6 protein-coding genes are annotated in these 15,590 nt (G+C 39.6%); all 6 read left to right on the forward strand.

The genetic code is table 11. From position 1 onward, the window contains the following. The first annotated feature begins 612 nt into the window (after positions 1 to 612). The 6 genes from FL972_RS16105 (at position 613) to FL972_RS16130 (ending at position 15,567) form a co-directional block, all read left to right on the forward strand. A complete protein-coding gene (locus FL972_RS16105; protein ID WP_144606860.1) occupies positions 613 to 3,603 on the forward strand; it encodes a SusC/RagA family TonB-linked outer membrane protein in 2,991 nt (996 codons plus the stop codon). Between the two features lie 19 nt (positions 3,604 to 3,622). After that, the gene (locus FL972_RS16110; protein WP_144606862.1) at positions 3,623 to 5,110 is read left to right on the forward strand and encodes a RagB/SusD family nutrient uptake outer membrane protein; all 1,488 of its coding nucleotides are present in this window, start codon (positions 3,623 to 3,625) and stop codon (positions 5,108 to 5,110) included. Positions 5,111 to 5,174: 64 nt separating this feature from the next. Beyond that, positions 5,175 to 8,453: a VCBS repeat-containing protein gene (locus tag FL972_RS16115; protein WP_144606864.1), complete on the forward strand. Its 3,279-nt coding sequence runs from the start codon at positions 5,175 to 5,177 to the stop codon at positions 8,451 to 8,453. Next, positions 8,440 to 9,003: a hypothetical protein gene (locus FL972_RS16120; protein WP_250161373.1), complete on the forward strand. Its 564-nt coding sequence runs from the start codon at positions 8,440 to 8,442 to the stop codon at positions 9,001 to 9,003. Before FL972_RS16115 ends, FL972_RS16120 begins: the two co-directional genes overlap by 14 nt. Beyond that, positions 9,000 to 12,302 (forward strand): VCBS repeat-containing protein, encoded by a 3,303-nt coding sequence (locus FL972_RS16125; protein WP_144606866.1) that lies wholly within the window; start codon positions 9,000 to 9,002, stop codon positions 12,300 to 12,302. The genes FL972_RS16120 and FL972_RS16125 overlap by 4 nt, the downstream gene beginning before the upstream one ends. Beyond that, complete coding sequence (locus FL972_RS16130; RefSeq protein WP_144606868.1) at positions 12,289 to 15,567, forward strand: VCBS repeat-containing protein; 3,279 nt, start codon at positions 12,289 to 12,291, stop codon at positions 15,565 to 15,567. Before FL972_RS16125 ends, FL972_RS16130 begins: the two co-directional genes overlap by 14 nt. Positions 15,568 to 15,590 lie beyond the last annotated feature (23 nt).

A 15,590-nucleotide genomic window follows, 5' to 3' on the forward strand; every position in this document is an offset into this window, starting at 1 on the left:
TATAAGTACCTGTTAATAAGCGAAAAAGATTGACCAATGGTTTTAAGTTTTTTTGAGAAAAGTTTATCCTGATAAGGACTAAATGAAAATTACAATTCTATCAAGTTATTATTATAATATCTGAACTAACTTCAAAAACTGACAATAACTTCTCTTTATATGAAAATAATCCCTAGTATTGAAAAACGTAAGGGAAGATTACTGGCAAGTTTCATAGAACAATTAAAAACCCTTTTCCAAAATAAGAAACCACAAACTACAGTGAGTTAAGCTGAAATTTTCAATAAAATTAAATACTTAATTAATTTTTTTAAAAAAGGCTCATTTGTGCTCAATTCGATGATTTTGTTTCTTTAAGAAATTTTCATTTTTTTAATAAAATTTCAATTTTTTAATATTCAGCAAATGGAAAACGATTTCCTTTACTTATTCATTAATATTAAGTTAACTTTAATGAATTATTATTAAAATATACATTATTCTGTTAAAATTGGCTATTTTGGGATGAGTGTAGGTGAAAAGTTAATAATTGCAAAATTAAATTTAATACTTCACCTTAGGTTTGAAATTAAGTACTCATACCTATTTCGCTTTTTCAAAACAAAAAACCCTATGAGAAATTATTTACAACAACTTAAGTCATTGATGCTGGTGATGGCGCTCGTATTCGGAGCTTCGCTGGTAGCCAATGCCCAAAGCAGAACCATCACAGGAACTGTCCTGGATGCTTCACTTGGAGACCCTGTACCAGGTGCTACTGTTCTAGTAAAAGGCACCACCAGAGGCGTGGCGACTGATTTGGATGGAAAGTTTACGCTTGAAATCCAGTCCGGAGACCGTGTCTTGGTAGTATCATTTGTTGGTTACCTCACCAAAGAGGTGGAGATCGGTAACCAAAGCACTTTCACCATTAATTTGGAAGAAGATATCCAGAGCTTGGAAGAAGCAGTCGTAATCGGATACGGCTCCCAAGACAAAAAGGAAATTACTTCTGCTGTAGTCGGTGTAAAACCTGAAGACTTTAACAGAGGTAACGTAGCTAACCCTACTCAATTGCTTCAAGGTAAGGTAGCAGGTCTATCAATCACCCGTGCTGGAGGTAATCCTAATGGTGGCTTTGACATCCGATTGAGAGGTTTATCTACTTTCGGAGCTAACTCCTCTCCATTGATCGTATTGGACGGTGTAATCGGTGCGTCTCTTGACAACGTTGACCCGAATGATATTCAGTCTATCGACGTATTGAAAGATGGATCAGCTGCAGCTATTTACGGTGCCAGAGGTTCTTCCGGTGTAATCTTGATTACGACAACTAAAAAAGGTACAAGAGAACCATCTACAACTGTTTCCATCAACTCTTTTGCGACTTTGGATCAAGCTACTAACCTAATCCCAATCCTTTCTCCTGAAGAATTTGTGGCAAGAGGCGGTCAGGATTTTGGTAGCAGAACTGATTGGAGACAAGAATTGATTGATGACGCATTATCTTATACTACGAATGCCAGTGTTTCTGGAAGTTTTAACAGTACCACTTACATGGCTTCAGTTAACTACCGTGACAATAATGGTATTGTAAATGGAGTAGGTAACGAAAGATTAAATACAAGAATCAACCTTTCTCAATCAGCAATCAACAATCGATTGAGAATGAATGTGAACTTATCATTCACGAATGTAGACTCTGAGTCTATCAACGATGCTGCTTTCAGATATGCAACTATCTATAACCCTACTGCTCCAATCTTCGAAAACACCGAAGATGCAAATCAGAGATTTGGTGGTTATTTCCAGAGAGATTTGTTTGACTTCTATAACCCAGTTGCTTTAGCAAATCAACAAAAATTTGTGAATGAGATTAAATCTGCATTGACTTCATATAGAGCAGAATTTGATATACTTCCGAATTTGACTGCTTCTGCTCAGTACTCTCAGGATAGAAGAAATGAGTTGATTGGTGGATTTTGGTCCATCCAAGATTTCCAAGTAGGCCTAGGTGCCAGAGGTTCAGCTGAAAGAATCACCAATGACAGACAGCAGAAAATCTTTGAATCTACCTTAAGATATGAAACTGAGGTAATGGATGGTTTAAACATGACCCTCTTAGGTGGTGTTGCTTTCCAGTCAACCAAAAACCAAGGATTCGGAGCTAGAGTTAGACAATATCTTTTCGATTTGGGATGGAATAATTTAGGTGCTGGTGCTATCAGATTGGGTAACAACACGAACTTATATTCTTATGCCAACGAAGATCAGTTAAATTCTGCTTTCGGTAGAGCTAACTTCAATTACAGAAACTTGTTTTTCCTTTCTGCTTCAGTGAGAGCTGAAACTTATTCTGGCTTTGGTGAAAACAACCAAACAGGTGTATTCCCGGCATTCTCTGTAGGTTCTGACTTCACTCAGATTTTTGATATGGGAGTATTCTCTCAGTTCAAACCGAGAGTGTCCTATGGTGTAACTGGTAACCTTCCTCCATCTCCAACCTTGGCATTAGGTGTATTTGGAAACGGAAACAGAATTGACTTGGATGGTGATCCATTGACAACAGACGATATCTACGTGGGTATTGTACAGAACTCCAACCCAAACAGATTTTTGAAGTGGGAAACCAAGAAAGAATTCAACGTGGGTGTGGATTATGCGATGTTCGACGGAAAAGTAAATGGTAGCGTAGACTATTACGTTAGAAATATTTCTGATTTGCTATTCAACGTACCAGTTTCTGGTGGTCCAAATATTTTCGATCCAGGAAGATTCAACACTGTGGGAAGTACTTGGGTGAACTTGGCTGATTTGAGAGCTGCGGGTTTTGAATTCGCAATAGGTGTTGCAAGAATTGGAAAAGGAACATTGAAATGGTCTCCGAATTTCAACTTTACTATTTATGACAAAACCACTATCGAAAGCTTATCAGCAGGTGGTCTTGGATTTGACGAATTGAGATTTGCTACTCCTGGTTCTCCAGGACAGAACAACAACCCTATTATCTACAACAGAGTAGGTCAAACTTTGGGTGACTTCTACGGACCAAGATTGTTGGGTATCAGTGAAGCAGGTGAATACATCCTTTCTACAACCAATCCTGATGAATTCGAAAGATTAGGTAATGGTCTTCCACAGGGTGAATTCGGTTTTGCCAACGGATTTGAATATGGACAGTGGTCATTAAACGTATTCTTAAGAGGTGCTTGGGGACATGACTTGTACAATTCTTACAGAGGTTTCTACGAAAACGGTGATGCTCCGTCTAACACTTGGAACTCTGTAATAACTGAAAAAACTCCAACCAGTCCATTGATTACCTCAACTCCGACCTTCAACAGTTCGTATGTAGAGGACGCAAGTTTTATCAGATTGGATAACATGGAATTAGGATATAATTTCAAAACTAATTCTCCTAATTTGAGTTCTTTCAGAGTGTACTTCGCAGCACAAAATCTATTTACTATTACCAATTATTCTGGTATAGACCCTGAAGTAAGAGTAAGAGACTTAGAAAATAATGATCCTTTTACGACTTCTTTGTCTCCTGGTATTGAGAGAAGAAACACCTATTTCCAAACCAGATCTTTCACTTTGGGTCTTAGTTTAAACTTTAAGTAATCAATCAAACAACAGAGATATGTTAAAATCAATTAGTAAAACCTTTCTGTTGATTCCGGTAGTATTCCTACTGGGATCCTGTTGGGAATTGGAGCAGGAGGTACTTGACGGTATTACTCCTGAGGATGTGGCGAATAGTAATAACCCAGCCTTGATTGACGTTTTGAAAGCTTCTGCTTACTCCCGAATCGTGGGTAGCTGGGGTGGACACAACAGTATCTGGTCTATTTACGAGGTATCATCTGACGAAATGGCAATTCCTCAAAAAGGAGCTGACTGGGAAGATGGTGGATTATGGTTAAGAATGCACAGACATACTTGGCAGCCTTCTGATGAGGCTTTCAATAACTCTTGGGCTTATTGCTACACTGCAATTGGTGAAATCAACAACCTTATTGTGAGTTATAGAGATGTAGAAGCTTTGACAGCTGAATTAAGAGTGCTAAGAGCCTTAATCTATTCTTGGTTGATAGACAGCTTTGGAAATGTACCTATCGTCACCGAAGACGACTTGGAAGGTAATCCTACCAATAATTCCAGACAAGAAGTATTTGACTTTATCGAGCGTTCAGTTTTGGAAAACGTAGACTTACTTCCTAAGTCTGATACTAAGACTACTCTGAACTATTACAGTGCCCATGCTATCCTAGCGAAGTTATACTTAAATGCTGAGGTCTACACCGGAACTGCAAGATGGGCTGATGCTAAGGCTGCAGCAGATGTGGTTATTTCAGGTCCTTATTCTTTGTCAGCTAATTTCTTTAGCAACTTTGCTACAAGAAATGGCGGATCAACTGAGAACATTTTGACTTTGCCATATGATGAGAACAATGCACAAGGATTCAACTTGGTTCAAATGACTTTGCACTACTTGAGTCAGAATACTTACAATTTGCAGGAGCAGCCATGGAATGGATATGCATCTTTGGAAGAATTCTATAATTCTTTTGATGATAACGATGTAAGAAAGAACTCCTTCATTGTAGGTCCTCAATTCGCTGCTGATGGTACTCGTTTGAATGACATTTCAGCGGAAGCAAATGACCCTGATGGTCCTCCATTAACCTTTACTCCTGAGATCAACATGTTGGCTCCAAATGCTTTCAGACAAGCTGGTGCGAGAGTTGGTAAATTTGAGTTTGCTTCGGGTGCTGCATCAAGTTTGAATAATGATTATCCATTGTTCAGACTGGCTGATATGTATTTGACTAAAGCTGAAGCTGCGTTCCGTCTAGGACAAACCTCAGAGGCTCTAACAGCCCTTAATATGGTGAGAACTAGAGCGGGTATGCCTGCATTCACTACCGTGACTTTGGATACTATCTTTGAAGAAAGAGGAAGAGAAATGTTTGCTGAAGCTTCCAGAAGAACTGATCAAATCAGATTCGGAAAGTGGAATCAACCATGGTGGGAAAAAGGACAATCTCAGCCTTTCAGAGCGCTATTCCCAATTCCATTGCAGCAGATCAATGCTAACCCTAACCTGACTCAGAACCCAGGTTATTAATCAAAAAATAATATCTAATGGAAAGGAAGTGTACATTTGTGCACTTCCTTTTTTTTACAAAATCATGAAGTTCAGTAAAAGCATACTGCCTCTTTTAATGATCATTTTGCTTGCTGCCTGCAAAAAGGAAGAAGCACAGGAAAAGCAACTTTTTAAACTTATTTCAGCAGAAGAAAGTGGGATTGATTTCAGAAATGATCTCACCTACAATGAAAAATATAACCCTTATACATTCAGGAATTTTTATAACGGTGCTGGTGTAGCCCTTGGAGACATCAACAATGATGGGCTCTTGGATATTTTTATTGCCGGAAATCAAACCTCTAATCGCCTCTATTTAAATAAAGGCAACTTTAAATTTGAAGACATTACAGATCAAGCAGGCTTAAATTCTTCCGGAGTTTGGTCTACTGGAGTCAGTATGGCAGATATCAATAACGATGGTCTATTAGATATCTATGTTTGCAAATCCGGACCTCCCGGAGGAGACAAGAGATACAATGAATTATTCATCAATCAGGGAAACCTAACATTCAAAGAAGAATCAAAAGCTTATGGAATTGCCGAAGAAGGCCTCTCCCAGCATGCTGTATTTTTTGACATGGATAAGGACGGGGATCTGGACATGTACCTACTTAGTAATTCTGGAAGATCTGTTGGACTCTTTGATTTAAGAGAAGGCCAAAGAGAAATCAGGGATCCAGAAGGAGGAAATAAATTATTCAGAAATGATGGAACATTTTTTACAGATGTCAGTGAAGCAGCAGGAATCTTTGGAAGTAGCATTGGCTATGGACTTGGAGTAACAGTAGCAGACTTGAATGAAGACACTTGGCCTGATTTGTATGTATCTAATGACTTTTTTGAAAGAGATTATCTCTATCTCAATAATCAAGACGGGACATTCAGAGAGGTGCTTCCCGAATTGATCCCGGAAATTTCTATGGGCTCCATGGGTGCAGATATTGCTGATCTGGATAATGATGCAAGGCCTGACATATTTGTGACTGAAATGCTTCCTGAAGACTGGAATCGGGTAAAAACAAAAACTCCATTTGAAGATTGGGATAAATTCCAAGCTAACCTCAAAGCAGGCTATCACAGACAATTTACACGAAACACCTTACAAAAAAACATAGGTAAAAACCCCAATACAGGAGCGCCTATGTTCACAGAGGTTTCTCGAATGACTGGTATGCATGCCACAGATTGGAGCTGGGGAGCCTTAATTTTTGACGCAGACTTAGATGGTCTGAACGATGTTTTTGTAGCCAATGGAATAGTAAAGGATCTCACTGATTTTGACTTTGTGGATTTTTATGTAAATAAGCAATCAGATATTACCCGTTTTAAAAAAGACTCAGTTTTGATCACCAAAATGATTGATGAGTTTCCCTCCACTCCATTACAAAATTATTGGTTTAAAAACCTTGGCAATTGGTCTTTTGAAAACAAAGCCATGGAAGTTGGCCTCAATCAATTAACCTTCAGCACAGGAGCTGCCTATGGAGATTTGGATAATGATGGAGATCTGGACTTAGTTGTCAATAACCTCAATGATTTCCTGGGAGTCTACAAAAATCAAAGCATAGAAAATCAACTCGGAAATTATATCACCATTGATTTAAAAAATGCTTTTGGTGCGAAAGTAGAACTTCATACCGAAGGTCAGATCTTGTATAAAGAATATCAACCTGTCAAAGGCTACATGTCATCGGTAGACCCTAGAATTCATTTTGGGATAGGCCAAACCACAACTATAGATAGTCTAATTATCGCATGGCCAGATGGTAGCCGGAGTATCCAGAAAAACATTGCTGCAAATCAGGTAATCAGTCCTCAAAAAAATCAAATTCAGAATTCGACTGAAAAGACTTCTAAGCAAACGCCACTCATATTAGCTTCCAACCCTATCCCCTTTAGACATCAGGAAAGTCAGTTTATTGATTTTGACCTGGATAGATTACGATTCTGGTCTATCAGCAATGAGGGCCCCAAAGCTGCTGTCGGAGATCTAAATCAAGACGGAAGAGATGATATTTTCCTTCCAGGTGCAAAAGGGCAGGCAAGTCAACTCTTTTATCAACAGCCAAACGGAAGCTTTCAAACTGCCTTAGAGAGTTTATTTCAGCCTGACAGTCTTTCTGAAGATGTGGATGCTTTAATTTTTGATGCTAATAACGATCAACTTCCCGATCTATTGATTGCCAGTGGTGGCATTGAGTTTGGAATGGGGAATCCACTCTATCAAAATAGGTTGTATATCAATCAAGGAAATGGCAAATTCCTTAAGTCCCAGCAATTATTTGATCCTGTACCCAGCTCATTTATTCTGGCAACTGATATTGATCAAGATGGAGATTTAGACTTAGTCATTGGTGACAGAGAGCAGCCTTTTGCTTATGGAATTCCAACTGGATTTAACACATGGCTAAATGATGGTAAAGGGAATTTCACCAAAGCAGCAACTTCACAAGAGTTCAAAGAAGGAATGCTGACATCAGGAAGCTTGGCTGACTTGGATGGTGACGGTCAGCTTGAGCTAATTATTGCCGGAGAATGGGCTCCTATTCGAATTTTTTCTATCAAAAATGAACAATTCTATGAAAGAACAGAGGAATTCGGTTTTTCCCAGACGAGGGGATTGTGGAATACACTGCTTGTAGAGGATTTAAACGGAGACGGAAAGCCGGATATTTTAGCGGGAAATATGGGTTTAAATACCCGATTGAAACCGCCAACTGGAAGCAAGCTAAGAATGTATATCAATGATTTTGATCAAAACGGAAGTTTAGATCAAATTCTCTGTTTCTATGACGGAAATAGGGCTATGCCTTTAGTAATGAAGAATACCTTACTCAAGCAGATTCCTTCTTTGCGAAAGCAATTGACTACTTATGCAGCTTACCAAAATAAGACAATGGAGGAACTTTTCCCTGCCCAAATTCTTTCAAAATCCCTAAATTTGGAAGTCGACATCTTGCAAACCTCCCTGTGGATCAACGATGGAAATGGGAAGTTTAAACTCCAGGAATTACCTGTTGAAGTTCAGCAAGCCCCCATATACACCAGCCTTTTCTTTCAGGATTCAAAAAGCAATGATTTCATCATCTTAGCAGGAAATCAAAGTCGGAACAAGCCGGAGATGGGATCCAATTTGGGAAGCTATGGATGGCTATTAAGCTATTCAAAAAACGACACTTGGAAGGTTTCCCTCCCGGAAGAAAGCGGATTGGTTCTTCCCGGAGAAAGCAGAGATCTTCATCGAATAATAATTGATAACAAACCCTATATAATAGCAGTAAGAAATAATGATGAACCGATTCTTTTTGAGATTCGCTAAGGCAATTTTAATAGTTACTACGCTTGGTGCCTGTAAATCTGAGTACCAAAAAATTGAAGATAGGGAATTGAGCTCCGGAAAAGAAGCTAATGAGCTATTCTTGGGGTTGGAATTGGGGATGGATAAAAAGGAGTTCTTCGAAACTTGTTGGGATCTTAATAAACAAGGAATTTTAACCAATGGCCCGACTGAATTATCTGTAGAATATCAGGCTGAAATGCCCTCTGGTAATCCAGCTAAAATGCGCTTTTACCCAAGATTTGAAGAAAATAAAATTTACATGATGCCCATGGAGTTCACCTATGAATCTTGGGCTCTTTGGAATGAAGAGTTAAGCGTAGAAAAACTCAGGGATGACGTTATCACCTTATTAGAAAGCTGGTATGGAGATGGCTTTTTTGAGGTTTCCAATGAGGATAAATCATTGATCGCATTTGTCAAAATTGACGGAAACCGAAGAATCCGTGTTTTCAAAAAATCTATTTCCTCAGTTCGAGTAGAAATAGTGGATTTGCCTACCCAGAAACAACTAGAAGCTAACCCATCATGAAAAACAATATAATTGGCTTTTGTGCACTTATTCTTTTGATTTCCTGCGGAAAGGAAGAGGCTAAAACTCCAAGTCTCTTTGAACAAATATCTCCGGAAGAATCTGGGATAACCTTTAGTAATGATCTTTCATTTGATGAAAAATTCAACATTTTCACCTACCGAAATTACTACAATGGAGGTGGCGTTGCCTTGGGAGATATTAATAATGACGGCTTATTAGATATCTACTTCACAGGAAATCTAACAGACAATAAGTTGTACCTCAACAAAGGCAATTTTCAATTCGAAGACATTACTGAAAAAGCCGGTGTCAAAGGTAACCGGGCTTGGAGTACCGGAGTGGCTATGGCCGATGTAAATGGAGATGGATATTTAGACATTTATGTTTGTAACTCGGGAGATATAACAGGAGACAACAAGCAAAATGAGTTATTCATTAATCAAGGGGATGGCACTTTTTTAGAAATGGCTGAACAATACGGTTTGGCTGACCAGGGATTCTCAACCCATGCTGTATTTTTTGACTATGATAGAGATGGAGACCTGGATGTTTATCTTTTGAATAACAGTTATCAGGCAATTGGAAGCTTCAACAAAATGCAGAATAAGCGCCCTGAACGAGATCCTGTAGGTGGAGATAAATTATTCAGAAATGATGGTGGAAAATTTACCGACGTAAGTGAGGAAGCTGGGATTTATGGATCAGTAATTGGATTTGGATTAGGAATCACCATTGGAGATGTGAACCAGGACGGCTGGCCAGATATCTTTATTTCCAATGATTTTTTTGAAAAGGACTATTTATATATCAACAATCAAGACGGCACTTTCACAGAATCTATGGAGTCAGCCATGAGATCTATTTCTGCAGCTTCCATGGGTGCAGATATTGCGGACATCAATGGAGATGGGCTGTTGGATATATTCGTGACAGACATGCTTCCTGAGCCTATGGATAGATTGAAACAGGTCACCACTTTTGAAAATTGGGATAGATTTCAATTCAACAAGAATTACGGCTATCATTATCAATTTTCAAGAAATATGCTTCATATCAATAATGGAGACGGCACTTTCAGTGAAATGGGCAGGATGGCTAACGTAGAAGCCACTGACTGGAGCTGGGGAGCATTGATTTTTGATATGGACAATGATGGCTTGAGAGATTTATTCGTAGCCAACGGCATATATCAGGACATTACGGATTTGGACTATTTGAATTTTATTGATGATGAGGAGACCAAAGTAAAAATCATCACCCAAGAGGGGGTGGATTACAAAGCCCTTATTGATCCTATTCCTATCAACCCAGTACCCAACTATGCATTCAAGAGTTTGGGAGATCTTCAGTTTGAAAACAAGGCTCAAGAATGGGGATTGGGAGAAGCCATTCATTCAAATGGCTCTGCCTACGGAGATTTGGATAATGACGGAACTTTGGACTTGGTCATCAATAATGTAAATAAGCCTGCCCAGATTTTTAAAAACCTCAGTAAAACTCAATTACCCGAAAATCATTCCATCCAATTCGAATTGATCGGAAAAGGAATGAACACACAGGCAATTGGAACCCAAATCTTGGCAATTGCAGGAGATCAAAAGTTTTACTTGGAACAAATGCCTAACCGGGGATTTCAGTCCTCAGTGGACCCTAAATTGACTTTGGGTCTCGGCAAAATCACAAGTCTTGACCAAATCTACATTACCTGGCCTGATGGAAAAGTAAGTTTATTGGAGAATCAATCAGCAGACCAATTATTACAGTTGAAATGGGAAGATGCTCAAGAAGGAATTGAGGTACCTAGCTCGAAAGGAATCAAGCCTTTGTTTAGCAAGGAAGAGCAGCCCCTAATTGATTTTCAGCATCAGGAAAATACTTTTGTGGACTTTGACAGAGATCGCTTGCTGTATCATATGTTTTCTACCGAAGGTCCTGCTTTTGCCAAAGCGGATGTCAATGGAGATGGTATAGAAGACCTATACTTCGGAGGATCGAAAGGGTTTAGCGCCAAGTTGTATCTTGGTTCTAGCTCTGGGAAATACTCCTTATCAAGACAAGCTGCATTTGAAGCTGATTCCACTGCAGAAGACTCTGACGCTTTATTCTTTGATGCCAATGGGGATGGTTTTCTGGACTTATTGGTGACTTCAGGTGGGAATGAATTCCCACTCAATGCACCTGAACTTGCAGACAGGCTTTACATTAATGACGGAAAAGGAAATTTTAGCAAAAGCGTCCAAACTGGCTTCCTAACTATAAGAGGAGTAAGTTCATCTGTTCAGCCCATAGATATCAATGAAGATGGGGCTTTGGACCTAATTATCACCGAAAGATTGGTGCCTTTTGTCTATGGTGCACCCGCAAGCAGTCATATTTGGATTAATGATGGAAAAGGGAATTTCACCGAACAAAGCCAAGATTTTGCTCCGGGACTTCAGGAGATTGGTATGATCACTGATGCCGCAGTAGTGGATATGGACCAAGACGGAAAAGAAGACTTGGTACTTGTCGGTGACTGGACTGAACCCATTTTTTTCAAAAATACCGGGAAAAAATTGGAAAGGATGGAGCTTCCCGAACTAGCGAAATTAAAAGGCTGGTACAGATCCATTGAAGTTGCAGATTTGGACGGAAATGGTTTTCCAGATTTGATACTAGGGAATCAGGGACTTAATACCCGGTTTAAGGCAAAATACGATAGCCCTATTCGGATGTATTTGAATGACTTTGACCAAAACGGATCTATAGAGCAAATTTTCACAGCTACCCAGGGCGAAGTACAGGTCCCTTTTACCTTGAAGCACGAGTTGGAAAAACAAATCCCGACTATCAAAAAGAAGTACATGCGGTACTCGAATTACAATAATCAATCCTTAGAACAGATTTTCGATCCCGCTATTATTTCCAAATCCATCGTCAATGAATTAACCCATTTAGAATCAGGTGTATTGATGAATCGAGATGGAGCACAGTTTGAATGGGTTTCTTTCCCGAGAATGGCTCAGAGATCCTGGGTGTTTGCAAGCGAGATACTAGACATCAATCAAGATGGAATAATAGATTTGATTTTAGGAGGAAATTTAAGTGGAGTGAAGCCTGAGATTGGAAAATCCGATGCCAGTTTCGGGGAGGTGTTGATAGGAAATGGAGATGGAACTTTCCGGTACCTTCCTAATGCACAACATCAACTCAATCTTTCCGGAGAAATCAGGGCAATCAGCCGATTAAATGACCAAAAACTCCTGATCGTAAAAAATAACAGTGCTGCAGAAATCTGGAAATATGACAATTATTAAATTTTGGAAATTTACAGGCTGCATCCTGGCTGTTACATTGCTTTCCTGCAAAAAAGAGGAGAAAAAAGAGAGGCTCTTTGAGTTACTTTCAGCTCAGGAAACGGGGATTGATTTTCAAAATAATCTTACCTCAAGCCCCGAGATAAATATTTTAGAATATCTCTATTTCTACAATGGAGGTGGGGTAGCTGCGGGAGATATCAATAATGATGGACTGGTTGATTTGGTTTTTACTGGCAATCAAGTCCCCAACCGTCTCTACCTCAATAAAGGCGAATTCAAGTTTGAAGATATCACCGAACCCTCAGGGATATATGAAGAGGGCAGCTGGTCCAATGGCGCCACATTTGCAGATGTCAATGGAGATGGCTTGCTTGATTTATACATCAGTCAAGTTGGAGATTACAAAGGGATTCAGGGTAAAAATAGACTTTATATCAACCAGGGCGATCTGACTTTTATTGAGCTCGGCGAGCAATATGGAGTAGACTTCAAAGGTTTCGGTACCCATGCCGTCTTTTTTGATTACGACAGAGATGGAGATTTGGACCTTTATCTGTTAAATCATGGAGTGAAATCACCCGAGGTTTTCGCAAAGTCAGAAAACAGGGTAATTGCTGATGAAGGTGGAGATAAGTTATTAAAAAACCTCGCATCTGAAGGCCAAAGAGGCTTTGTAGATGTAACCGAAGAAGCTGGGATCTACTCCAGTGTTTTGGGTTTTGGACTAGGGGTAAGTATAGAAGATTTCAATCAGGATGGCTGGTTAGACATTTATGTTTCCAATGATTTCACTGAGAATGATTACCTCTATATCAACCAGCAGGACGGAACATTTTTAGAGAGTCTGCAAGCTATTATTTCTAATACTTCCAGATACTCAATGGGCAATGATGCTGCTGATATTGACGGAGACGGATATCCGGATATTTTCACCACGGACATGTTTCCTGAGCATCCGGAAATTTGGATGAAATCTGTTGGAGAGGATAAAGCCGAAGTTTACTCCATCAAAAAGCAGTTCAATTATGGGGATCAATACGTAAGAAATCACCTCCAACTCAATACAGGCAAAGGAGAGTTTAGTGAAGTAGCCTTATATGCTGAAGTTTTTGCTTCTGACTGGAGCTGGTCTCCTTTGATATTCGATATGGATAATGACGGGCTGATGGATATTCATGTCACCAATGGAATTGTGAAGAGGCCCAACGATCTGGATTTTATCCAATACTCTCAAGAGGCGGATCCCAATCTGAAAATGGATGAGCTAAGGAAGCGGCAAATTGAAATGTTACCTTCTGTCCAGCTCCCGAATTATACTTTTCATAATCAGGGTGAATTGAAATTTAAGTCCAAAGCAAAGGAATTCGGTTTGGATCAGGCCAGCTATTCCAACGGAAGCACCTATGCTGACTTGGACAATGACGGAGACTTGGATTTGATCGTCAACAACCTTAAGCAACCTGCTTTTATCTACCGCAACAAGTCCGAGAATCTTGGACATAACTATGTAAGTGTAGAATTAAAAAGTGCGGGGAATAATCCATTTGCGATCGGAGCTGAGGTTAAGGTTATTATTTCCAGGAAAATTTATCGACAACTTTTGAGTACTTCCAGAGGATTCCAGTCTGGAACTTCTACGAATTTAATCTTTGGATTAGGCAAGGTGGACAAAATTGATGCTATCCAAGTCAGATGGCCGGATGGAACTTTTGAGCAATTCGAAGGGCTCTCTATCAATCAGAAGCACTTATTAATCAAAGGTGGGGGGAAAGAATTTATTCCTGAGGGGAGAATATCTGAAGCCAACAACTCTGACTTTTCAATCTCATGGAATCATCAGGAGAAAAATGAACTGGACGAAACCAAAAGAGAATACCTAATCCCAAGAAGTTTTGCAGCTGAAGGTCCTGCATCTGCTAGCGCTGACATCAACGGAGATGGACTTACAGACATTTTTCTGGGTGGAGCCAAAGATCAGGCAGGTGCATTTTTCCTCCAAAAGGAAGATGGCAGCTTTGAACCCATAGAAAGTAAATCATTCTTGCAGCTTGCTAAAGCCGAGGATGTGGTAGCTACTTTTGAAGACTTTAATGGAGATGGGTATTTGGATTTGTATGTAGGAAGTGGGGGGAATGAATACGAAGCTGATAACCTCTTTCTCTTTGATCGCATACTTTACGGAAATGGAAAAGGAAATTTTGCCTTCTTTCCCAATGCACTTCCTCCAATTGGACAAAATACCTCCTCACTGGCCATTCATGATGTCAATGGAGATGGGTTTCCTGATATTTTTGTCGGCGCATCTGTCCTAACCGGAGATTATGGAGCTAGTCCATACAGCTATCTTTTGATCAACAATGGTCGCGGTCAATTCATGGACCAAACTCAAGAATGGTTTGGAGTTGGCAAAGATTTGGGAATGATTCAGGATGCTACCTGGAGTGATTTGGATGGTGATGGAAACAAAGAATTAATCCTTTCAGGAGATTGGCAGGCCATTCGGGTTTTCAAGAATAAGAGCAAGCAATTGGAAGAGATTTTTCCAGGTGGTTTAGAAAAGTCTGCTGGATGGGTCAATGAGATAATGGTGGAAGATATCAACGGAGACGGACTCAAAGATATTTTGGTGGGCAACCTTGGACTAAATTCCAAGCTAAAGGCAAGTCATGAAAAGCCAGTTGTTTTTTATCATCATGATTTTGATGGAAATGGACAGGCAGATCCTTTGATATTCCATTATATGGGAGAAAAACTGGTTCCTTTTGCTACGAGAGATGATTTGATCAAGCAAATTCCTGGGGTGAAAAGAATGCACTCTTCCTATCAAGAATACGCTAAGATTTCCAAGCCAGAAGATCTTTTTGGGAAAGATATAATTGGAAAACTCAGTCCTAAATATGCCTATGAGTTTAGATCCGGGGTTTATTTTCAAAAAGAAGATGGGACGTTTGAGTTTGAAGCCTTCCCATGGCAAGCACAACTTAGCCCCATCAAAGACATGAAATGGTTTGCTGCAGCTCAAATACTTTGGATAGTTGGAAATGATTCAGGATTCAGAGTAGATCTTGGGAAAAACACCTCTAGTTCCAATTTAAAATTGAAATGGACAAAGCAAGGGTGGGAAGTAATCAAAGAGGAAAACAAGGTTCCTTCTCAAGCCGAAATAAGACGAATTGAGCAAATCAAATCCTTGAAAACCAGCTACATTATCGGAATCAGCAATAATGGCCCGGTATATTTGCTAGGGAATTCTGAAAATTGACAAAAATCATTTGAGAGAGCTGA

Origin of the sequence: Algoriphagus algorifonticola (genome assembly GCF_007655305.1) — a bacterium.
GTDB lineage: Bacteria > Bacteroidota > Bacteroidia > Cytophagales > Cyclobacteriaceae > Algoriphagus > Algoriphagus algorifonticola.